Source organism: Pseudomonas sp. NFACC05-1 (assembly GCF_900100135.1).
GTDB classification, from domain to species: domain Bacteria; phylum Pseudomonadota; class Gammaproteobacteria; order Pseudomonadales; family Pseudomonadaceae; genus Aquipseudomonas; species Aquipseudomonas fluorescens_Q.
The window spans coordinates 59,605-81,340 of the sequence record NZ_FMTR01000021.1; the positions used below are offsets into that span (position 1 = coordinate 59,605).

At 58.8% G+C, this 21,736-nt stretch carries 21 protein-coding genes, 1 tRNA gene and 1 pseudogene; 6 read left to right on the forward strand and 17 right to left on the reverse strand.

Annotation, left to right across the window (positions count from 1 at the left end; genetic code table 11):
• Positions 1 to 37: 37 nt before the first annotated feature.
• Positions 38 to 1,369, reverse strand: a complete 1,332-nt coding sequence (locus tag BLO97_RS24085) for an MFS transporter (RefSeq protein ID WP_063324965.1) — start codon at positions 1,367 to 1,369, stop codon at positions 38 to 40.
• Positions 1,370 to 1,933: 564 nt separating this feature from the next.
• Here BLO97_RS24085 and BLO97_RS24090 point away from each other — a divergent pair.
• Entirely contained in the window at positions 1,934 to 2,866 is a 933-nt protein-coding gene (locus BLO97_RS24090; RefSeq protein ID WP_063324964.1) for a helix-turn-helix transcriptional regulator, read from the forward strand.
• 74 nt (positions 2,867 to 2,940) lie between these two features.
• Here BLO97_RS24090 and BLO97_RS24095 read toward each other — a convergent pair whose 3' ends face one another.
• On the reverse strand, positions 2,941 to 3,570 hold the full coding sequence (locus BLO97_RS24095; RefSeq protein ID WP_092348523.1) for a hypothetical protein: 630 nt from the start codon (positions 3,568 to 3,570) through the stop codon (positions 2,941 to 2,943).
• A 280-nt stretch (positions 3,571 to 3,850) separates the two neighbouring features.
• Here BLO97_RS24095 and BLO97_RS24100 point away from each other — a divergent pair.
• A pseudogene (locus BLO97_RS24100) lies at positions 3,851 to 4,129 on the forward strand (GNAT family N-acetyltransferase); the annotation flags it as partial.
• Between the two features lie 13 nt (positions 4,130 to 4,142).
• On the opposite strand, the gene BLO97_RS24105 reads toward BLO97_RS24100, so the two are convergent.
• The 4 genes from BLO97_RS24105 to BLO97_RS24120 form a co-directional block, all read right to left on the reverse strand.
• Entirely contained in the window at positions 4,143 to 4,370 is a 228-nt protein-coding gene (locus tag BLO97_RS24105) for an integrase (RefSeq protein WP_003204158.1), read from the reverse strand.
• Positions 4,371 to 4,510: 140 nt separating this feature from the next.
• On the reverse strand, positions 4,511 to 4,993 hold the full coding sequence (locus BLO97_RS24110) for a nuclear transport factor 2 family protein (RefSeq protein ID WP_092348526.1): 483 nt from the start codon (positions 4,991 to 4,993) through the stop codon (positions 4,511 to 4,513).
• A 258-nt stretch (positions 4,994 to 5,251) separates the two neighbouring features.
• Positions 5,252 to 6,451: an MFS transporter gene (locus BLO97_RS24115; RefSeq protein WP_063324961.1), complete on the reverse strand. Its 1,200-nt coding sequence runs from the start codon at positions 6,449 to 6,451 to the stop codon at positions 5,252 to 5,254.
• A 216-nt stretch (positions 6,452 to 6,667) separates the two neighbouring features.
• A tRNA-Ser gene (locus tag BLO97_RS24120) sits at positions 6,668 to 6,757 on the reverse strand.
• A 307-nt stretch (positions 6,758 to 7,064) separates the two neighbouring features.
• Between BLO97_RS24120 and BLO97_RS24125 the strand changes: the two genes are divergently transcribed.
• The 3 genes from BLO97_RS24125 to BLO97_RS24135 all read left to right on the forward strand — a co-directional run bounded on the left by BLO97_RS24125 (position 7,065) and on the right by BLO97_RS24135 (position 9,770).
• Positions 7,065 to 7,754: a crotonase/enoyl-CoA hydratase family protein gene (locus tag BLO97_RS24125; RefSeq protein ID WP_092147211.1), complete on the forward strand. Its 690-nt coding sequence runs from the start codon at positions 7,065 to 7,067 to the stop codon at positions 7,752 to 7,754.
• 188 nt (positions 7,755 to 7,942) lie between these two features.
• Complete coding sequence (locus BLO97_RS24130) at positions 7,943 to 8,665, forward strand: 1-acylglycerol-3-phosphate O-acyltransferase (protein WP_092225078.1); 723 nt, start codon at positions 7,943 to 7,945, stop codon at positions 8,663 to 8,665.
• Positions 8,666 to 8,798: 133 nt separating this feature from the next.
• On the forward strand, positions 8,799 to 9,770 hold the full coding sequence (locus BLO97_RS24135; RefSeq protein ID WP_063324951.1) for a magnesium and cobalt transport protein CorA: 972 nt from the start codon (positions 8,799 to 8,801) through the stop codon (positions 9,768 to 9,770).
• Positions 9,771 to 9,900: 130 nt separating this feature from the next.
• On the opposite strand, the gene BLO97_RS24140 is transcribed toward BLO97_RS24135, so the two are convergent.
• The 3 genes from BLO97_RS24140 to BLO97_RS24150 all read right to left on the reverse strand — a co-directional run bounded on the left by BLO97_RS24140 (position 9,901) and on the right by BLO97_RS24150 (position 14,099).
• Positions 9,901 to 10,635, reverse strand: coding sequence for an amidotransferase (locus BLO97_RS24140; RefSeq protein ID WP_063324950.1), 735 nt, complete (start codon positions 10,633 to 10,635; stop codon positions 9,901 to 9,903).
• 88 nt (positions 10,636 to 10,723) lie between these two features.
• A complete protein-coding gene (locus BLO97_RS24145; protein ID WP_092348528.1) occupies positions 10,724 to 12,868 on the reverse strand; it encodes a 3-hydroxyacyl-CoA dehydrogenase NAD-binding domain-containing protein in 2,145 nt (714 codons plus the stop codon).
• A gap of 25 nt (positions 12,869 to 12,893) precedes the next feature.
• On the reverse strand, positions 12,894 to 14,099 hold the full coding sequence (locus BLO97_RS24150; protein ID WP_092348572.1) for an acetyl-CoA C-acetyltransferase: 1,206 nt from the start codon (positions 14,097 to 14,099) through the stop codon (positions 12,894 to 12,896).
• Between the two features lie 608 nt (positions 14,100 to 14,707).
• Between BLO97_RS24150 and BLO97_RS24155 the strand changes: the two genes are divergently transcribed.
• Complete coding sequence (locus BLO97_RS24155) at positions 14,708 to 15,520, forward strand: c-type cytochrome (RefSeq protein WP_092348531.1); 813 nt, start codon at positions 14,708 to 14,710, stop codon at positions 15,518 to 15,520.
• 191 nt (positions 15,521 to 15,711) lie between these two features.
• Here the strand turns inward: BLO97_RS24155 and BLO97_RS24160 are convergent, their stop codons facing one another.
• The 8 genes from BLO97_RS24160 to BLO97_RS24195 form a co-directional block, all read right to left on the reverse strand.
• Entirely contained in the window at positions 15,712 to 16,515 is an 804-nt protein-coding gene (locus BLO97_RS24160; protein WP_063324947.1) for a transglutaminase family protein, read from the reverse strand.
• Positions 16,512 to 17,462, reverse strand: a complete 951-nt coding sequence (locus BLO97_RS24165; protein WP_063324946.1) for an alpha-E domain-containing protein — start codon at positions 17,460 to 17,462, stop codon at positions 16,512 to 16,514. The genes BLO97_RS24160 and BLO97_RS24165 overlap by 4 nt, the downstream gene beginning before the upstream one ends.
• Positions 17,463 to 17,471: 9 nt before the next feature.
• Positions 17,472 to 18,881, reverse strand: a complete 1,410-nt coding sequence (locus tag BLO97_RS24170) for a circularly permuted type 2 ATP-grasp protein (protein WP_063324945.1) — start codon at positions 18,879 to 18,881, stop codon at positions 17,472 to 17,474.
• Positions 18,882 to 19,270: 389 nt separating this feature from the next.
• Positions 19,271 to 19,612, reverse strand: a complete 342-nt coding sequence (locus BLO97_RS24175) for a ribonuclease E inhibitor RraB (RefSeq protein WP_003179463.1) — start codon at positions 19,610 to 19,612, stop codon at positions 19,271 to 19,273.
• 201 nt (positions 19,613 to 19,813) lie between these two features.
• Positions 19,814 to 20,050, reverse strand: coding sequence for a hypothetical protein (locus BLO97_RS24180; protein ID WP_057452053.1), 237 nt, complete (start codon positions 20,048 to 20,050; stop codon positions 19,814 to 19,816).
• A gap of 141 nt (positions 20,051 to 20,191) precedes the next feature.
• Positions 20,192 to 20,800, reverse strand: a complete 609-nt coding sequence (locus BLO97_RS24185) for an START domain-containing protein (protein WP_092348534.1) — start codon at positions 20,798 to 20,800, stop codon at positions 20,192 to 20,194.
• A gap of 54 nt (positions 20,801 to 20,854) precedes the next feature.
• A complete protein-coding gene (locus BLO97_RS24190; RefSeq protein ID WP_063324943.1) occupies positions 20,855 to 21,109 on the reverse strand; it encodes a YkgJ family cysteine cluster protein in 255 nt (84 codons plus the stop codon).
• 148 nt (positions 21,110 to 21,257) lie between these two features.
• Positions 21,258 to 21,734: a translation initiation factor 2 gene (locus tag BLO97_RS24195; RefSeq protein WP_092348537.1), complete on the reverse strand. Its 477-nt coding sequence runs from the start codon at positions 21,732 to 21,734 to the stop codon at positions 21,258 to 21,260.
• Between the last annotated feature and the right edge of the window lie 2 nt (positions 21,735 to 21,736).

Sequence of the window (21,736 nt, forward strand, 5' to 3'; positions counted from 1 at the left end):
CCACCTCGTGTTGGAGAAAAACAGCTTTTTTCCGGGCTCAACGCGCCTTGAGTTCAATGCGATACAAACGGCCGAGCAGCAACGAATAGGACAAGGTGCCGATCAGCGCCACGCCGCCGATGAACCAGAAGGCCAAGGCGAATGAGCCGGTCTTGTGGACGATTGCGCCAATCACGATGGGGGTGACAATCCCGCCGATGTTGGCCGCCAGGCTGGTGATCCCGCCGGTCAGCCCGATCAGTTCCTTGGGCGCCACTTCCGACACCGCCGCCCACGAGGACGAAGCGATGCCCTGGGCGAAAAAGGCAATCGTCAGTACGGCGATGCAGATCACGTTCGAATCGGTGAAATTCACCAGGACGATGGACATGCCCAGCATCGACCCGACCACCAACGGCAACTTGCGGGCGAAGGACAGCGAGTAGCCGCGACGGATCAGCAGGTCGGACACAATCCCGGCGAGCAGGATGCCCACCGTCGCGCCCACGAACGGCAGCACGGCGAAGATCCCGGCCTTGATCATGGTCAGCTGACGCTCTTCGATCAGGTACGTGGGGAACCAGGTGAGAAAGAAGTACAGCGCCGAGGTGCTGGCGAACTTGCCGATGCAAATCGCCCAGACCTGCCGATAGCTGAACAGCTCGGCGATCTGCCGCCAGTTGAAGCGGGTGCGCTCCTGGCTGCTCTTGACCAGCCCTCCCCCGGCTTCGATGTACTTGAGTTCTTCCTTGCTGACTTTCTTGCAGTTCATCGGGTCGCGATACAAGAACAGCCAGGCCACACCGAAGACGATGCCAAGTGCGCCGGTGCTGTAGAACACATGGCGCCAGTCATAAGTGGTGGCTAGCCAGAGCAGTGCACCGGTAAACAGCGCCGTGCCCAAGTACTGGCCGCAGACGTAAATGCTGCTGGCCAGGCCCCGTTCACGCGCCGGGAACCACACCGTGACCGCCCGGCTGTTGGCCGGAAACGCCGGCGCTTCCATCGCGCCGACGGCCAGGCGCAGACCGAACAGCGAAGCGAAGCCCGTGGCCAAGCCCTGGCACACGGTGACGGTCGACCAACTGATCAGCGACACCCCGTAGGTGAACCGGGAACCGAAGCGATCGGCGATGAAGCCGGCCGGCACCAGTGCGATCGCGTAAGTCCAGGCAAACGCCGAAAAAATCAGGCCCATCTCGATCTTGTCCAGGCCCAGGTCCTTGGCGAGGAACGGCGCGGCAATCGAGATATTCACCCGGTCGATGTAGTTGATGATCGTCGCGATCAGCAGCAACGACAACATGAACCAACGCCGCCGCGACGGCAGACGCTCTGGTACTGCGGCGTCCCGGGCGCTGGCAATTTGGGAGGTATGAGAGTTCGACATGGTGGACCTCGTTATTGTTAGAAGCGTCGAAATGTTTACGAGCAGCCGAAATCAATGCCCTCGATGCCGGGGCAGAACAATCGCTACAGGAATGAGAAGCGCGAACAGCCGGTGTCAGGTGTTCAAAGAGGCCTTGCAACAGGAACTGTCGCAGGAGCAATCGGGAGGGTCGGCGTGAAGCAGGAACAGGTTCATGATGTGCGCACCTTTTGATTGTTTTTGGATGGAGAGACGGGTTGCGTGGCTCAACAGTGGTCGTACAACCATTCAAAATCAACTGAGCTGTTAGATCATTTTTCCCGTTTAAAACCGCATCAAAGGAACCTGTCCAAAAAAATCAGATGGGTGCTTTTTTTCATAATCTTTCTAAGATCAACCTAAACGTTTGTTTTTAAAACACAAATTATGAAAATAAAATTTATCGTTTTTGGACAAGCGCCCTCCATTTTCAAGAGACAGAAAATTCACGCCAACAGCTTCGTCATCGTATGACTCCTTGAAAATCATCAAGATGCACAGTCACAATCGTCATCACCGTCATGCACCGCAAAGGATTCCCAGGAGATGTCATCACCGAGCCGAGTCCCCACCTACGTCATGCAGCAACGCAGCGAATTGACGGATTTCTACATCCGCGACAAAAAGGGCCGGCGCGCCGAAACCAGCCCGCACCGCCACGAATACTTCCAGATCCAGATCAACCTTGGCGGCGATACCGTGCAACACATTGGCAACGTCGAACGTCCGTTTCCGCGCAACACCCTGGCCTTCATCCTGCCCCACCGCGTGCATGTGATTCCGCACCCGGCCGAGAGCAACTTCATGGTGATCAATTTTTCCCAGACGTTCCTGCTGCCGCATCTGCAGTGCGACCCGATGGACCTGGAAGAGGTCTCGATTCTGCTGGCGCCGGAACTGTCACCGTTCCGCTTCCAGGAACACTTGGACTTCATTCTGGGGGATGAGGATTTCGCCAAAGCCTGCGCGCTGATCGAGCAGATGCGTGGCCTGGACCAGAACCGTCAGTTCGGCACCCGCGAGATGCTCAAGGGCTTGTTGCTGCAACTGATCGGCAGCGTCTGCGCCTTGTACGCCGAGCCGCTCAAGCGCTTGGCTGAAGAGAACGCCGCCGAAGTCAGCCGACGCGATGCGCTGGGCCGGATGTCCGAGTACTTGCGCAAGAACATCGCCGACCCCGACCTCAACCTGATCAAGGTGGCCGCGGCAACTTACCTGTCACCGACGTACCTGACCCACTGGCTGCGCAAGGAAATCGGCAAGACCTTCACCGAACTGGTACTCGAACGCCGGATGCATGCGGCGCGCAATTACTTGCTCAATGGAACACGGCCAGTGGGCGAAGTGGCGAGGTTGTGCGGTTTTGCCGACGAGGCCTATTTTTCCAGGCGTTTTCGCCAGATACATGGACAGCCGCCGGGGCAGTTCAGGCGACAGCAGTTGAATCCGGACAGTCCGCAATTGGCATTGAATACGTGATGAGTCTGTCGGCTATGGAAAAACGGCTCGTTCAGTCAACGAGCCGTTTTTATGCCAACTATTCCAGGCTGCGCCTAACCTGGAATGTGCGTGTTGATGCCGTCGAACCTCTTGTATTTCCAGCTGAATCCGTCTCGCTGCACAGGCGCGAAACTTTTAAACCAATCCACCCAATTACTCGCCGACGGCATCCACCAGCCCTTGACGGTATTACCCCAGTGAGCAAGTCCCAGCTCGGAAATCAGATAGTGGCTATGGCTCACACAGTTCTGGTACTGGGTTTTCGCAGTCGGGAGATTGGGCCAGAAAGCATCGTAGGAGGTTTTGGTTTTTTTTAGCTTGGCTTCAAGCTTCCGATACTTTTTCACGAAAGCTTTATTCACACCGATGTAATAGACATAAGTGGTCGCGCTGCCAGTGGCACGAGCCCAGTCGGTGGAGCCAAGAGTCCCTGTATTGAATACCCATCCGTCATCACTGATACCCGTCATGGTGATGTTTCTGCCGTCGACGAGAAAGGTCGTGGCATGCCCATCTTCGACAAGCTTGCCCAGTGTTTTTTTCCAAGAACCAAAACTGAAGGGACTGAAGCCTTTTCCTACACCGCTCCAGGTGAGTATTGAATAACAGATTCCGAAAATCCCTGCTGCTCCGGTGATTGTCTCTAAACCCGCTACCAACTCAGTTCCTTTCTTGTTCGCCATTCCATGACTCCCTGGACACCGTGCAATGAGTATCGATGTGGTCCTGCCGACCAGGAAAGACTAGGACACGGTGGGTGATGGCGCCAGGCCATGGATCCAGTGGAGACGAGTGGCCGGACAGTGGAACGGCAGCCCTTTTCAGAGTAAAGATTTACGTGGCGGGACTTACACGGCGCATCAAATTCATCGCTTCGCTTAAGTCATCCATATGGCCTGTGAACGCGGACTTTTTCTCGCCAAAGCGGCGAATCGGTTTGCATTCTGGATCACCTGACTTGTTCGGGTTGGGTTCGTTGTGGTCAGGCCCCTCAACAATGAGCTCTTGATTGACCACTTGTATGTCAGGCCCTGCGCGCAAGGCTCAAGAATAGGCGCTGCTGTTCTCGGTCATATTTTCAAGGAAGCGGATGCGGCCGCGCTCCCGCTCAGGGTGGGTGCCCTTAAGGAAAGCGCCTCGAATCGCTTTTACATCCGCCACGGTTTCCAATTCGTCGAAAGCAGCGAGTTCGACAATTATTATGTTCGGCAGAGCGCTTGCACGACGGGCCCGGCTAGCTAGCCAATCGACACAGTCACCGCAGAATCAACACCGCGGCCACCGCAATCACGGCCACCACGCCAAAGACCATCCGCGCGATCCACGGCGCGGTGAGCCAGACGCCGGTCACCCCGGCAATCTGTCCCACGTTCTTCTCAGTCAGGCGGAAACTCGGCTCCCGGAAAGGATTGCCGCAATGTGGGCAGGCGTAGGCCTTGTCGGAAATTCTGGAAGCGCATTCAGGGCAATCGATCAGACTCATTGTGCGACCTCAGGGAGAGACGAACTTGGGGTACTGACAAAGACCACGCATTTCCGGTTTTTGTTCTGAATCGAGTAAACCTTTTGGAGAGCACGCCACGGAAAAGCGAACTGCTTCACAGCCAACAAGATAGCCCAGCACTACTGTGGGGGTTTTACGCGTTGGATAAGATCGTTCAGCACGTAGGTATCCAGGAAGGCGGTGACTTCAATGATCTGACCATTCTTGAAGGTCATGTGCCACAGGTAGGTGTTGTTGTAGGGCTTGTGATCAAGCGCCGTGGCTGTTCCGTTCCACAGCACAACCACGACATCATTCTGAGCAACGATGCTCTGCACCGTGGGGACAATTGGTGTTGCCAGTCGCGCGGTAATCGGCCGCACGACTTGGGCCAGCTCAGCCTTACTGTTATAGACACCGGAAACAGGACTCGTCCCGGCCACGGTCCATTTCGCATTGGGCGCCAGCAGATCGAACGCCGTGCCGTTGCCCTGCTGCCAGTTAATGAACGCCTGGCGGACCAGCGTCGCATTCGCGTGCTGGGTGTTTTCCGAAGCCCAGACGTTGTTCGTAAACAATATTAAAGACAGTGCAAGCGCCTGGACGCGCCAAGCAAAATTCATCCATCGGGTCATGATGTTCTCTCACAGCCATGCAGTTGATAAGACGCTCTTCCAAGAGGACCTTAACGGCATGTGCCCAGAAACCTTTGCCCGATACTGCTGTGAGGTTGCCTGATGCTGTCCAGTGGCGAGGCTCCACGGGCAGCCGTCCATCAAACAATTTGCCGTGCCTTTCTGCCTTCAGTCTTCGCGACCTTCTTGCCCCAGTGCTCAATCTCCCCGCCCACCGGAAGCTATCGCACGCCTGAGGAGAATTTTTCATTCAGAGAAGGCTGGTTTCCAGAACCGCCCGGCCAGCCAGCGACTGACGCTCAAGGCCCAGGCAAGCAGAGCGATCAATCCGACACTAAGCAGCATCCCATTCACGCCCGTGCTGCTGATGAGCTTGCCGGCGATAAAGGGAAACCCGAATACGCCAATGAAGTAGGACAGGCTGAAAAGCAGCAGCGCTTGTGCGGTCAGCCCAGGTGGCGCCTCGTTGGCAGCCAGGCCATTGATGACTGAATAGTTGAGACCGTAACCGACCCCAAGCAAGGCGGCGGTCACCCCATAACTCAGACTGTCATGGACCCACACACCGAACCCTGTCACGGCGACCAACATCAACGTGGTCAACAGGCAAGAAGTCGCGAGAGGGTCACGGCTGACCACCCACCCGGCAATCAACAACCGACAAGCGATAGCCGCCCCCATGAAGCCGACGAAAAACAGGGAGTAATCAAGTCCCTGACTGGCGGCATAACTGGTCTGGAAACTGCCCAGGCCGCCAAAGATCGCGCCGCCCAGCCCCACCATCAAAATGGACAACGCCGAACGTGAGCGCAGCACATCCGTCGCCGATCTCAGCCCCATCCGAGCCTTATCGCCAGAGCGGCGCTCCACTTCGGCAAAGCCCGTTCTCAGCCACCAAAAATACAGCCCACCCAACAATGCTGCTGCGGCGGCAAAGAAGAAAGCCGTCTGTATGGGGAGCCCAACGGAGCTGGCCAACTTGCCTGAAAGAGGGCCACTACCGATCCCCGTCAACATGCTGCCCGACAAAAGCGCGAAGCAATGAGTCCGCCTGGATGGCTCGACCATCGCTGCGACCATGATGGGCCCAACCGTGTAAAACAGTCCCCAGCCGATCCCCAGCATCAAACCGCAGGCCAACAAACCGATACCAAGGTCCGATAGCAGCGCAAAACCCATGGACGCAATGACCAGAAACACAGCGCCAAGGGCCACGCACAGTGCAGCGCCTACGCGCTGCATCAAATGCCCCGAGGCGACCACCGCGACCAGAGTACTCGTCATGGCAACGGCAAAGACTTGCCCTGCATCGCGCTCAGTTCCCCCCAGGGAGGACACCAGCAGGGAGATCAGGAAAGTGGCGCCATAAGAAATGGACAGAAGGAAACTGGCTACGCAAAACAGGCCAAATCGATTGGAGGGCCTGCCGTTGGAGAGCGGTGGCATCGGAGTTTTCCCACGCGTTGAACAGGCCGTTTTGTAGCACGGCTACATGGGGGGATAGTCATTTGGGTGGCGGAGTCAAGGTTAGGAAATTCACACCTTTTGCACTGCCGGCGTATCACCTGGGGGCCATTGCCCCTATCGTCATTTTTTCAGACGGCAGAAACCACAAAACCCCTGGTTTTCTTGGGAAACCAGGGGTTTTGTGTGTATCGAATTTGGCGGTGAAGGAGAGATTCGAACTCTCGATACAGTTTCCTGTATACACACTTTCCAGGCGTGCTCCTTAAGCCACTCGGACACTTCACCGTATCTCGACAAACGTTCAGTCTGTCGAGGCGCGCTAATGTAGTCGAAAGCTTTTCCGATGGCAAAGGTTTTTTTCAGAATTTTCATGCGGTTAAGCTTGGTCGGGCATTTCAAACGCATCTGGGCAGGGCAAACCGGCCAATCTTCGGGGCTGTATAGGCAATGCTCTATAGATGAAGGCTTGGTGGGATGGGAGGGCCAGGCTGTTTGCGGGGCTTGGGGCTGACCGGTGAGTCAGTCACGGCGCTTTACCTGACCTGCGGCGGTGGGTAACGTCTGCGTCACTTCTCTTACAAGGAATAGCGTCATGAGCGACTTGATTACCTACCATCTCGAAGACGGTATCGCGACCCTGACCTTGAACAACGGCAAGGTCAATGCCATCTCGCCAGATGTGATTGCCGCGTTCAACGCTGCGCTGGACCAGGCGACGGCGGATCGGGCGGTGGTGATCATTACCGGGCAACCGGGGATTTTGTCGGGTGGTTACGATCTGAAAGTGATGACTGCCGGTCCCAAGGAAGCGGTGAGCCTGGTCACGGCCGGCTCGACCCTGGCCCGTCGCCTGTTGTCGCACCCCTTCCCCGTCGTTGTTGCTTGCCCGGGGCATGCGGTGGCCAAGGGTGCGTTCCTGCTGCTCTCGGCGGACTATCGCATTGGTGTGGAAGGGCCATTCAGCATCGGCCTGAACGAAGTGCAGATCGGCATGACCATGCACCACGCCGGTATCGAGCTGGCCCGTGATCGCCTGCGCAAGTCGGCGTTTCATCGCTCGGTAATCAACGCCGAGATGTTCAATCCGCAGGGCGCTGTGGATGCCGGCTTCCTCGACAAGGTGGTGTCGGCCGAAGAACTGCAGGGCGCGGCCCTGGAAGCGGCACGTCAGTTGAAGAAGATCAACATGACTGCCCACAAGAACACCAAGCTGAAAGTGCGCAAGGCTCTGCTGGATACGCTGGACAGTGCGATTTTGCTGGATCAGGAGCACTTGGGCTGACGCTTGTAGAGCCGGGCTTTTTCCTACGCGCTCCGTTTAAAAGTCCGCAACCGCTCTAGGCCGGTTCTGTCGCGTCATTTGGAAACATGTGCTTAAACATCGTCTATTTCCTACATCTATAGGGGCAATTGCCGAAAACAGTGCACATCCGTACACTGCGCAACCTTTTGTCCCGATGGGGCCCGTAGATGCTGTTTGTATTGCGTATGTTATTGATGGGCCTGCATTTTGTAATGGCTGGCGTGCTCGGGGTGATTCTGGGCCTGTGCCGGCCGTTCAACCCGGACAACAGCCGTTTATGCGCAAGGTTGTACGCATTGCCGGCGATGTGCATTTTGCGTTTGCGGGTCCGGACGCAGGTCGACTCGCTGGTGAATAAGCCCAACGGCTGCGTCATCATCGCCAACCACCAATCCAACTATGACCTGTTCATGTTCGGCAACGTGGTGCCGCGCCGTACCGTGTGCATCGGCAAGAAGAGCCTGAAATGGGTGCCGCTGTTCGGGCAATTGTTCTGGCTGGCGGGCAACGTGTTGATCGACCGCGGTAACGCGATCAAGGCCCGAAAATCGATGCTGACCACCACCCATACCTTGCAGCACGAGGACACCTCGATCTGGGTTTTTCCGGAAGGCACGCGCAATCTGGGCGCAGACCTGCTGCCATTCAAGAAAGGCGCCTTCCAGATGGCAATAGCCGCCGGAGTGCCGATTGTTCCGGTGTGCGTGAGCAGCTACATCAAGCACATGCGCCTCAATCGCTGGCGCAGCGGTGACATCCTCATACGCTCGTTGCCGGCGATTCCTACGGCCGGATTGAGCATGGATGACATGCCTCGGCTCATCGCCCAATGCCGTGAGCAGATGCGCGAATGCATCGCGGCAATGGACCGGCAGTTGCAAGCCGCCTGAATGGAAACCCACCCCCTCGGTGGGTTTTCTTTTGCCGCCGAACTCCGCAGATTTTGCTGACTCTCAAGCTACAGGGCGCGTTAAGCTGGACGCCGCCTGTCACTGCCATTTCCAATAAGAAGTGAACCACATTATGGGTAGAGTCGTTGCTGCTGCGGTCTACAGCGCCGGTAAGAAAGTCACCAATATCACCCTCGACGAGGGCAGCACCTGGGCTGCCAAACCTGGTCATTTTGTGTGGATCGGTCTCGAAGAGCCCAGCGCCCTGGAGCTGACCAACCTGCAGCGTCAATTCAACCTGCACGAACTGGCAATCGAAGACGCCATGGAGAAACACAGCCGTCCCAAGCTGGAGACCTTTGGCGATGCGCTGTTTATCGTCACGTATTCGCCGATACGCAAGGACGGCAAGCTGCAGTTCATCGAAACCCATATCTTTGCCGGCAAGGGCTACATCATCACGGCTCGCAACGGCCACTCCGCGTCCTACGCCCACGTCCGACAGCGCTGTGAGGCGCGTCCGCTGTTGCTGAAACACGGGGAAGATTTCGTCCTCTATGCCATCCTTGATTTCGTGATTGAAAACTACCAGCCAATGGGTGAGGCCATCCACGCCGAAATCGATGAGCTGGAACACAATGTCATGTGCAGTTCCCTGAACGAACGGGACATCCAGAACCTGCACAGCTTGCGCCGCGACGTATTGCGCCTGCGTCGCTATGCGGCGCCAATGGTGGAGATCAGTGAAGAGTTGCAGCGACTGGACTTCCCCTTCATCGACAAGAACATGAGCCCGTACTTTCGCGACGTGCAGATTCATGTCACGCGGCAAATGGAAGACCTGACAACCCTGGCCGACATCGCCAGCCAGACCATCGAAGTCGGCGTGTTGCTCGAAGCGTCGCGCCAGAGCGTGGTGCAGCGCAAGTTTGCAGCTTGGGCGGCGATCCTGGCGTTTCCCACGGCTGTGGCCGGGATCTATGGGATGAACTTCCAGGACATGCCGGAGCTGAGTTGGCAATACGGCTATTTCGCGGTGCTAGGAGTTATCGCGGTGGGATGCTCGTCGCTGTGGTGGAGCTTCAAGCGCTCGGGATGGTTGTAGGCGAGCGTTCTTCGCTGGGATGTGTGTGGGATTCATCGCGAGCAAGCTCGCGATGACCTGGCACATCCAGCATCAGGCCAACTGATCCCCCCTATCGCGAGCAAGCTCGCTCCCACATGAGGGGTGATCGTTAGCCTTGGGTGGCTTCGGCCTGCGGCTTGTGAGCGACGAAACGCATCATCCATTCCGCCACCGTGGTGCCGTGGTGCTCGTGGGCAAGGCTCGCTACGCCCTGGCTATAGATCTGCTCGCCGAGGTGCTGCTGGCGAATCTCCAGCAAGGCCCGGGAATAATCGTGGATGAACTCTGGGTGCCCCTGGAAGCACAGCACCTGGTCGTTGATGTGGTAGGCGGCGAACGGGCAGAAATCGCTGGAAGCGATGACCGTCGCGCTTTCGGGCAATTCGGTGACCTGGTCCTGATGGCTGATCAGCAAGGTCAATTCTTCCATCACCGGGCTCATCCAAGGCGCCTTGGCGGCGAGCTTGTAGCGATGGGTGCCGACGCCCCAGCCTTGGGTGGCGCGCTCGGTCTTACCGCCCAGCAACAACGCCAGCAGCTGGTGACCAAAGCACACACCGAGCAATTTATCGCCGCGCTGATAGCGCGCCAACAGGTAGGTCTTGAGGGTTTGAATCCAAGGGTCGGTGCCGAAGGAATCAGCCTTGCTGCCGGTCACCAGATAAGCGTCGAACTGCTCGTCATCGCTGGGGTAATGCCCCTCCATCACGTTGTACACAACAAATTCGGCCGCAATGGGCTGCTGCGAAAACAGGCGCTGGAACATCTGCCCGTAACCCTGATATTGGTCGACCAGTTCCGGACGCAGGATATCGGTTTCCAGAATGCAGATGCGTAGCGACATAAAAAATACCTGACACGATGATGGGAATATTGCACACCCCAGAGCCTGCCTTGAAACATGGTTCCAAGGCAAGCCCTTCCCCGGTCTGTCAGAACAGTTCGTGGCGGGCGGCTTTCTCCAACAACAAGGCCGGCGGGGAGAAGCGCTCGCCGTATTGCTCGGCCAGATACTGGGCGCGACCGACAAAGTCTTGCAGGCCGTATTGGTTGATGAACTGCAGCGCACCGCCGGTCCAGGCAGCGAAGCCGATGCCGAAGATCGAGCCGATGTTGGCGTCGGCCGTCGAAGTCAGCACTCCCTCCTCCATGCATCGCACGGTTTCCAGGGCCTGGATGAACAGCAGGCGATCCCGGATATCCTGCGGGGAAATCTGCCCATCGGTTTTCTCGAAGCGGCTCTTCAGCTGTGGCCACAGGTACTTTTGCCCATTGGCCGGGTATTCATAAAAACCGGCACCGGCGGCCTTGCCCGACCGCTTGTACTCGTTGAGCAGCAAGTCAATCACGGCGAATGCCGGGTGCTCAATCGGCATCTTCCCTTCTGCGTGCAGGTCCTTGGAGGTTTGCGCGCGGATATGGCTCATCAGGCTGAGGGAAACTTCGTCAGAGATCGCCAGAGGCCCGACCGGCATCCCGGCCTTGCGCGCTTCGGTCTCGATCATCGGCGCGCTCACGCCCTCGCCGAGCATGGCGATGCCCTCATTGGTAAAGGTGCCGAACACCCGCGATGTGAAGAAACCGCGACTGTCGTTGACCACAATCGGCGTCTTGTTGATCTGCAGGACAAAATCGAAACCCCGAGCCAAAGTCGCGTCACTGGTACGCGCCCCCTTGATGATCTCCACCAGGGGCATTTTTTCCACCGGGCTGAAGAAGTGCAGGCCGATGAACTTCGTCGGGTCCGGTACAGCCAGGGCCAGGCCGGTGATGGGCAAGGTCGAGGTGTTGGAAGCGATCACCGCATCATCGCCCACCACCGCCTGGGCGGCGGCCGACACGCTGGCTTTCAGGGCGCGATCTTCAAACACCGCTTCGATGACCAGGTCGCAGCCGGCCAGGTCTGCGTTGCTGTCGGTGGGGTGAATCCGCGCCAGCGTGGCTTCGCGCTGCTCGGCGGTGAGTTGGCCGCGGGCGACCTTTTTATCCAGCAACGCCGCCGAACGGGCCTTGCCCTTCTCGGCCGCCGCCAGATCGACATCCTTGAGTACCACCGCGATGCCGGCCACGGCGCTGACATAGGCGATACCCGCCCCCATCATGCCCGCGCCGAGCACGCCGACTTTTTTCGTCAGATAAGGCGCAAGACCCTGTGGGCGAGAACCACCGGCCTTGATCTCGTTGAGCTGGAACCAGAAGGTGCCAATCAGGTTCTTCGCCACCTGGCCGGTGGTCAGTTCAGTGAAGTAGCGGGTTTCGATCAGGTGCGCGGTGTCGAAATCAACCTGGGCGCCCTCTACCGCTGCGCAGAGGATTTTCTCCGGTGCCGGCAGGCAACCCTGGGTCTTGTTGCGCAGGATCGAAGGGGCGATTGCCAGCATTTGCGCAACTTTCGGATCAGACGGCGTGCCGCCCGGGAGTCGATAGCCCTTTGCATCCCAGGGTTGGATGACGCTGGGGTTGGCAAGAATCCAGGCCCGGGATTTGGCCAGTAGTTCATCACGATCCTTCGCCAGCTCATCGATCAAACCGGCCAGCAGCGCTTGTTGCGCATTGACCTTCTTGCCCTCGAGCAGATACGGCAAGGCCTTTTCCAAACCGAGCAGTCGCACCATCCGCACCACCCCACCACCACCCGGCAACAGGCCGAGCGTGACCTCCGGCAGGCCGAGCTGCACCGACGGCAGGTCCAGGGCCACACGATGATGGCAGGCCAGGCAGATTTCCCAACCACCGCCGAGGGCCGCGCCATTGATGGCCGCCACCACGGGTTTCCCCAGGGTCTCCAAAGTACGCAGTTGGGCCTTGAGCAGCAGGACCATGTCGTAGAAAGCCTTGGCCTCGGACTTGCCGACCTTGATCAATTCATTGAGGTCACCACCCGCGAAGAAGGTGTGCTTGGCCGAGGTGATGATCACACCGGCAATCGAGTCCTTTTCAGCCTGCAAACGGGCGACACAGGCGGCCATGGCCTCACGGTACACCGCGTTCATGGTGTTGGCGCTCTGGCCCGGCATGTCCAGGGTCAGGACGACGATCCGGTCCTGGCCAGTTTCGTAACGGATGGCATCGGTCATGAAAAGTGTTCCTTGAAGTCGGGGCTCAGAGGCGTTCAATGACGGTGGCAATGCCCATGCCGCCGCCGACACACAGGGTCGCCAGGCCATAACGCAGGCGACGCACCTCCAATTCGTCGAGCAACGTACCGAGAATTGCGCACCCCGTGGCGCCCAAGGGATGCCCCATGGCGATGGAGCCACCGTTGACGTTGACCTTGGCAGGGTCGATGGCCATGTCCTTGATGAACTTGAGCACCACCGAGGCGAAGGCTTCATTGACTTCGAACAGGTCAATGTCCTCCACCCGCAACCCGGCCTTGGCCAGGGCCTTGCGGGTAGCCGGCGCCGGGCCGGTGAGCATGATGGTCGGGTCGGTACTGGTGACAGCGCTGGCGACGATCCGCGCCCGGGGTTGCAGGCCCATGGCGCGCCCCTTGGCTTCGGAACCGATCAACATCAGCGCCGCGCCATCGACGATGCCGGAACTGTTGCCCGGCGTGTGCACGTGATGAATTCGTTCGACATGGCTATAGACGCGCAACGCCGTGCCATCGAACCCCATCTGGCCTATGGCCTCGAAGCTTGGCTTGAGCTTGCCCAGGCCTTCGAGCGTGGAGTCGGCGCGGATGAACTCGTCGTGGTCCAGCAGCACGATGCCATTCTGGTCCCGCACGGCGACCAGGGATTTATTGAACGAACCGTCAGCCCGGGCACGCGCTGCTTTTTGCTGGGAATGCAGCGCATAACCGTCGACATCCTCACGGCTAAAGCCTTCCAGCGTGGCGATCAAGTCGGCGCCGATGCCCTGGGGAACGAAGTGACCGTGCAGGCTGGCTTGCGGGTCCAGCGCCCACGCGCCGCCATCGCTGCCCATGGGCACCCGGGACATGGATTCGACGCCGCCGGCCACCACCAGGTCTTCGAACCCGGAACGCACTTTCATCGCCGCCAGGTTCACCGCCTCCAGGCCCGAGGCGCAAAACCGATTAAGTTGCACGCCTGCCACGCTGACATCCCAATTGGCCACCAGCGCGGCGGTCTTGGCGATATCGGCCCCCTGCTCACCTACCGGGGTCACGCAACCGAGCACGATGTCATCGACCTGGCTGGTGTCCAGATCCATGCGCTGCTGCAAAGCGCTGAGCAGGCCACCCATCAGGTTCACCGGCTTGACGCTGTGCAAGGCGCCATCGGCCTTGCCCTTGCCGCGGGGCGTGCGTAATGCGTCGAAAATCAAAGCTTGGGTCATGACGTCCTCGAAACCACGGGGTAATGCGATGCCTTCAACCATAAGCCCAGCGGCGCCGGATTCAATGACCGCAGTGCTCAATGGCGTTGACGGCCACGCTCAGACGAACGGTAGCGAGCTATCGGGTTAACCGATTCAGGAGGGCAAGCTGTCTAGCAAAAGGGCCGACAGGAAGGTGGCAATAGGCCTCATGCCTTTTTTAGAGCAACCTGTACCAAGCTGATACGAATTGGATCTAAGCCAAGGCCGCCGCGGCCCCTAATGTAATCCTTGTACAAGAAAGTCGTCGGGTTTTGCCGAGGCGCTTGTCGAACAGGAAGTGCAATGCCAGCCGCCATGGATATGCAGGCTGGCTTTTAGGAAATAACAATAAAGGCGGGTCAGCCATGTTCAAACATTCGAAAGTTCGCCAAGCCGGACTCATTCTCTTTGCCACGACGCTGCTGTTGATTTTGCCGAATATCACCAAGGTGATTGGCTGATTCCTGCGCGAGGGCATCTGCATCATCCATTAGTTGTGTCGCCAAAAAATGTGACGGGTTCTCTGTTCGAGCCGCGATGGCTGTGCCAACCTTTGCGGCATCCCCTCGACATGGAAGGCGATCGACTTGAAAGCTCTTATTGTGTTCGGGGCGTTGCTGCTCAGCACGCCCCTTCATGCCGCTCAACTGGTGCTGGAGTTGGGCGCGGGCACGCGCACCTGGCAAACCGAAGAACTGCTCAAGCATCCGGACGTTCAAACGGTCCAGATCGCTGATGACGTTTCCTACAAGAAACCGATGAGCTATCGAGCCGTGCCGCTGACGGCACTATTGACGGGCGTCCAAGCGAACGACCACCTGCAAGCCATTGCCCTGGACGGCTTCGCTGCCGAAATGCCTGCGGCGCCGTTACTCAACAAGAGCGGGGCCCGGGCCTGGCTGGCGATCGAGGACCCGGCCAAGCCATGGCCGTCGCTGGGGGAAGGCAAGCACAGTGCCGGGCCTTTCTATCTGGTCTGGACCGATCCGCAGGCTGGCCACATCAGCCCGGAGCAATGGCCCTACGCGGTGGCGACCATCAAGCGCCTGTCGGCCGTGGCCGAACGCTTCCCTGCCCTACTGCCGGCGCCCAGCCTGGCCAAGGACGACCCGGTCAATAAAGGTTTCGAACTGTTCCAGAAAAATTGCCTGGCATGCCACCGGCTCAATGGCGCAGGCGATGCACAGTTCGGCCCTGACCTGAACATTCCCTTCAACCCGACCGAATACTTCTCCGGGGATTTCCTCAAGCACTACATTCGCGACCCGCAAGCGCTGCGTCGCTGGCCCCAGGGCAAGATGCCCGGGTTCTCGGCTGCGGTGCTGCCGGATTCCGAGCTGGATTTGCTGGTGGGTTATTTGAAGCATATGGCGGGACGCAAGCAGCCATTGGCCCCGTGAGATTGCTTTTTTGTGGCGAGGGGATTTATCCCCGCTGGGCTGCGAAGCGGCCCTGAACCCCAGCCACCGAAGTATGCCGGGTTGGTTACGTTCAGCCTTTTTGGGGCTGCTGCGCAGCCCAGCGGGGATAAATCCCCTCGCCACAATGATTCAAACCATCCTTAACTGAACAGCATTACCTCGTTGGAGGGTTATTGTTGTTGCACCGTGATCACCGGCGCCGGTGGCACGACCAGCTTGGCATGCATCTGCTCGCAACCGCCGCCACGACGCATGCCACGTACCGGGCAGGCGTCCAGGTAATCCAGGCCCACGGCCAGCTTCAGGTGGCGCTCCGGACGGGCCAGTTGGTTGGTCACGTCGAAGCTGTACCAGGCGTCGTCAAGCCAGGCCTCCGCCCAGGCATGGCTTGCCAGGTGTTCGCTCTCTTCGCTGAACAGATACCCCGAGACATACCGCGCCGGCACCCCCAGGCTACGGGCGCAGGCCAGGAAGGCGTGGGTGTGATCCTGGCACACCCCGCTACGACCGGCAAAAGCCTGGGCCGCACTGGTCTCCACCTCAGTGGTGCCTGGGGTGTAGATCATGTGCTGGTTCAGCCCGTGCATCAGGTCGATCAGCGCCGAGCGATCACGACGCTGCTGGCATTGCTGCGCGGCGAAGGCTCGAAGGGCTTCGTCCGCTTCCGTTAGCCGGGTGAAGCGCAGGAACGGCAGCGCCGATTGGCTCTCGTGCTCGGCTTCGCGCAACGGATCGATATCCACCTGTCCGCGGGCACCGATGATGATTGTTTCGTGGGGTTCGTCCAGGGTCAGTACGTGAAGGATATTGCCGAACGGGTCCAACTGCGCACGCACCGGCCGGGGCAAATCCAGTTGCCAGCTCAGCACATGCTGGCGTTCGCTGTCGTGGGGCGTCAGGCGCAGGTACTGGATGCTGGCGCGCACCTGATCTTCATAGTGGTAGGCCGTTTCATGGCTGATCGAGAGTCTCATATGACCTCCAGGTAGGAACTGTGAATGGCATTGCCCAGTTCACGGACCAGTGGGATGAATTCGGTGAGCCAGGCATGCAGGCCCCCGTCGAGGATTTCATTGATGCCGGTGTAGCGCAGGCGTGCGTCCATTTCCGCCGCCAGCCGTTGTGCCTGCCGACCGTTGGTGCCCGGCAGGCTCGCGAGGATCTGGTTGATTTCTTCGGTGCAGGCGCGCAGCGAACGCGGCACATCGGCGCGCAACAGCAGCAACTCAGCCACATGGCGAGCGCCCGGGGCGTCACGGTAGATCTCGGTATAAGCCTCGAAGGACGACAAGGCTCGCAACAAGGCGCTCCATTGGTAATAGGCGTGGGCCGTGCCATCGCTGACCGTGTCGGCCTGGTCACCGGCCATTTCGTAGCGGGCGTCGAGCAAGCGCAGGGTGTTGTCGGCCCTTTCGATGAAGGTCCCCAGGCGAATGAAGCGGAACGCGTCGTTGCGCATGATGGTGCCGTAGGTGGCGCCGCGAAACAGGTGGGATCGCTCCTTGATCCACTCACAGAAACGGCTCATGCCGTAGCGATTCAAGCCTTGCTCGGCGATACCGCGAATTTCCAGCCAGGTGGCGTTGATGTTCTCCCACATGTCGGCGGTGATTCGCCCACGTACCGCGTGGGCACTGGCTCGCGCGGCGCCGAGGCAGCTGTAGATACTGGCCGGGTTGGCCGCTTCCAGGGCAAAGAAATGCAGCAGGCGCTCGGCGTGCAGATCGGCGTGTCGCTCCCGATAATCATCCAGCGTGCCGGTGATCAGCAATGGCATGGCCAGCTCGTGCAAGCCATCGCCACGCCCGTCCTGGGGCATCAGTGACAACGAATAGCTGACGTCGAGCATCCGTGCGAGGTTTTCCGCGCGCTCCAGGTAGCGCGACATCCAGTACAGGTCCGAGGCGGTTCTACTCAGCATGGCAGCTCCTCAATCCTCGACTACCCAAGTATCCTTGGTCCCACCGCCCTGGGATGAATTCACCACCAGGGAACCTTCGCGCAGCGCCACCCGCGTCAGCCCACCAGGCACCACGCGGGTCTCGCGCCCCGACAGCACAAACGGCCGCAAGTCGATGTGGCGCGGGGCGATGCCGTTTTCGACAAAGGTCGGACAGGTCGAGAGCGACAGCGTCGGCTGAGCGATATAGGCGTGCGGCTTGGCCTTGATCCGCTCTCGGAAGGCATCGATCTGCGCCGTCGTCGCGGCCGGCCCCACCAGCATTCCGTAACCGCCGGAACCCTGGGTTTCCTTGACCACCAGGTCGGGAAGATTCGCCAGCACGTGGGAAAGTTCAGCAGGATTACGACATTGCCATGTAGGGACGTTCTTCAGAATCGGCTCCTCGTCCAGGTAAAAACGGATCATGTCGGTGACGAAGGGGTACACCGACTTGTCGTCCGCCACGCCCGTGCCGATGGCGTTGGCCAGCACCACGTTGCCGGAACGATAGGAGGACAACAGGCCCGGCACCCCGAGCATCGAGTCCGGGTTGAAGGCCAGCGGATCGAGGAACGCGTCGTCGAGGCGACGGTAGATCACATCCACCGCTTTCGGGCCGTCGGTGGTGCGCATGAACACTTTGTCATCACGCACGAACAGGTCGGCGCCTTCCACCAACTCCACGCCCATCTCTCGGGCCAGGAACGCGTGCTCGAAGAACGCGCTGTTGAAACGCCCCGGCGTGAGCACCACGACACTGGGATCGTCCAGCGGGCTGGCGCTTTTCAGGGTGTCTAGCAGCAGGTTCGGATAATGATCGATAGGGGCGATGCGCTGGGCGGCGAACAGTTCGGGGAACAGGCGCATCATCATCTTGCGGTCTTCGAGCATGTAGCTGACGCCGCTGGGCGTACGAAGATTGTCTTCGAGCACGTAGTACGTGCCGTCACCGTCGCGAACCAGATCGACACCACAAATGTGGGCATAGATGTCGCGGTGCAGATCAAGCCCCTGCATCGCCAGTTGGTACTGCTCGTTGACCAGCACCTGTTCGGCGGGAATGATGCCGGCCCGGATGATCCGTTGTTCGTGGTAGAGGTCGGCCAGGAACATGTTCAGCGCCTTGACCCGCTGGATGCAGCCGCGTTCGACCACCCGCCATTCACTGGCCGGGATGCTGCGCGGAATAGTGTCGAAAGGGATCAGGCGCTCGGTCCCCTGCTCGTCCCCGTAGAGCGTAAACGTAATGCCAGCACGATGAAACAACAGGTCGGCTTCGCGCCTGCGTTGCGCCAGCAGCTCACCAGGCGTTTCAGCCAGCCAGCGGGCAAACGCCTGGTAATGCGGGCGGACCTGGCCGTTGGCATCGTACATTTCATCAAAACCGCTGCGGATCATGCCGTACTCCTTGTCACCCTGGCAGCAAGGCTTCGCAAGCCCCGTGCCATCGGCATAAACGCTTTATGATCAACGGGTTGGATTCTCCTCTGACAGGCCGCGCACTTTTCTAGTGCAACAAATGCCCCCACCCCGCTGCCCCCGCTTCATTGCGACGCAGGGGCGTCGCTCTGCTGAGCATAGTCTCGGAAAAACGACGCGACTTGATCTGGATACAGTTAAGTACAAAACCTGGGGAAGTGATTGTGGTGTGTCAGCGAGTAATGATGTTGATCGTGCAGCCGCCATCGCGAGCAAGCTCGGCTCCCACAGGGACGCTCGATTAGCTCACAGACATGAAAACGGCCGACACAAAGGTCAGCCGTTGCTGTGGTTGCGGTGAGTGACTGTCAGGCCTGCAGGCGCCGGATCTCTTGCTTGACACCCCAGCCCTCGATCACACCACCCAAGGGTTCGACGACTGCCTCAAAGTCTTGCTCGAAGTCGCCAATGTCATCGTAAGTGGCGTACATCACCCGGCTCAGTTCCAACGACCAAGCCCCATCGTCCCGTGCACTGATCTGCGCGTTCAACGATTCTCCCCGAAAATGACCTGCCGCCCTGCGCGCCCGCTCCTCGTCCGGGAAAATGGCGTAGAACTCAATGGGATGGAATCGGGAAAAATCGAAACCGCCTTCTTTCATGCGGCGCAACACGCTGGTGCTGATGTCTTCTTGATAGGCTGTGCTCATGAAACGTCCTCCTGAAACCAATGGATAGACTTTCCGTCTTCCCGTGCGTGAAGCCCTCAGGCTGCAAGCAGTACGGCATCAAATGGCCGTCGGGACACAAGCATGTAGCTGACAAGACCGGACCTTGGCGATCCTTTCGCTGATCTCAATTGCAGAGTAGCCGCAAGTGGCGGCCGCTGCCAAGCGAGACCAGGCACCGTTTCATGAAATCGGTGTAATGCTGATGATTTCGATACTGTGCTGGGACTTGAGGTTCTTGACGGTGGGATCTTCAGTGCGACCTTCCAGGTCGTTGAGGTCCAGTTGGGCGGAAACGGGCAGCAATTTTTCGCGAATCAGTTGTGCAGCCTGCTCCATCGTAGGCTCCTGCTCGTAGTCGAACTGCTCGGCGATGGCTTCGCCATGATCATCCACGAAAGTGATTTCCCACTTTTGCATCGGTGTCTCCTTGATCAATTCAGGGCCTGGCTTACCTTTATCTCGACATTGAGGTCTGGACAATCGTTCCGCCGGGCGTCTGGACGGCACCCATGAAAAGACCGCCTCTGGGGCGGTCTCTGGGTATGAAGCCGTGGCCGATCAGTTTTCGGCGCGCGCCTTGAGGGCTTTCAAAGTATTGAACGGTGCATCCACCACGAACTTGTTCGCCAGCCAGGACGGCACGTCCCCCCCTGGTTCGGTGTGGACCTGGTAGGTCACTTCGATCTGGCCAGCGCCCCTTGGCGTGAACTTCCAGAAGCCGTCGACCTGGGTCACGCGCACGAAACCTTGCTCTTCGGGCAGGTATTTCGGCACCCCCTTGAGCTTGCGGGTCAGGCTGCCATCGGCGCCCTCCTCGGTGGTGACTTCCAGTACCGAGTCCCGGGACGTCACCGGCCATGGCGTGTTGAACTGAGTGTAGGTCCAGCTCTGATTGCCTTCGTGCTTGAGCAGTTTCTGGCTCTTGCATTCATGAATCCAGGCGCAGGCACCGGGAACGTCTTCCTGCAGGGTCCGAAGCTTGGCCATGGTGGTTTTCATCACCGTCACGCCGCGATAGGCCTTGTATTTGGAGCCCGCCACCTCACTGAGGGAAACCTTGATACCGTCTTTCTCCTTGGCAACCTGCCAGTCCTCTGCCTGAGCGGTGGCCGTTGCCAGCAACACGGTCAACCCACACAACACAGCCATACGATGCAGCGAACCCATAGTTCTTTTCCTTATTGTCCAAGTTCGTTCAGTTAGGATCCGTTCATTGACTCATTACGCTGCCGTGATTTGCTCCCACCAACCGATCAGCCGGATGGCCTCTTCACTGCTGCTGCCGCACACCTCGATGTCGGCTTCGAACGCCGAGCACACCGCCGGACGCTCCGGCAGGCCGAAGATCCGGCACAGGTTATCGACCGACAATTGCACGCAACGTTCTCCCGCCGGCTTGCCTTGGGGCATGCCAGGGATAGGTGAGCTGATGGAAGGGGCGATGCAACAGGCGCCACAGCCTTCACGGCATTTCATGACGACAACATCCTCAGGACAGGTAATGGTTAGTAACAGAACACAGAGTAACGGCTAAAACACTCGTTTTAAATTACCGTCTGCGTGTTTTTTTGCCCACGGTGGGATGACCGAATGGTCAGCGACGAACTGCAGGCCTGTCGAAGGTTTATTGCTTGAATTCGAAATCCAGTGCTGCGCCTTCCACCTCATTGCGCTCCTGGTTGCGCAGTGGCAGCTGCATTTCATTGCTCAACAAACGGCCATTGAGCTGAAACGGCCCGGGTTTCTCGCCGAACATCGACGGCAAGAGGGGTTCACGCTTGAACTGCACCCCCTTACCCGGTGGTTGCAGTTGATCGACCATCTCATGGGGCAAGCTCAAATCCAGCTTGGCCGGCGGCAATGGGGTCTTGGCGACCTCGTGGGCGGATTTGCTCTTGGAGGCGATGGGCGCGCGTTTTTTCTTCGCCGGTGCCACCTTCTTGGCGGAAGGTTTCTTGGCCGCTGTGATTTTTTTCGGCGCATCCTTCGTGACACTGGCGGCCGGTTTTTCCTGCGCCGGCGCTGCCGCGACTACGCCTCCCATGTGGAAGACGCTCAACAGGCCGATCAAAACCCAGGCAGCAGGAACAATGGCTTTCATAG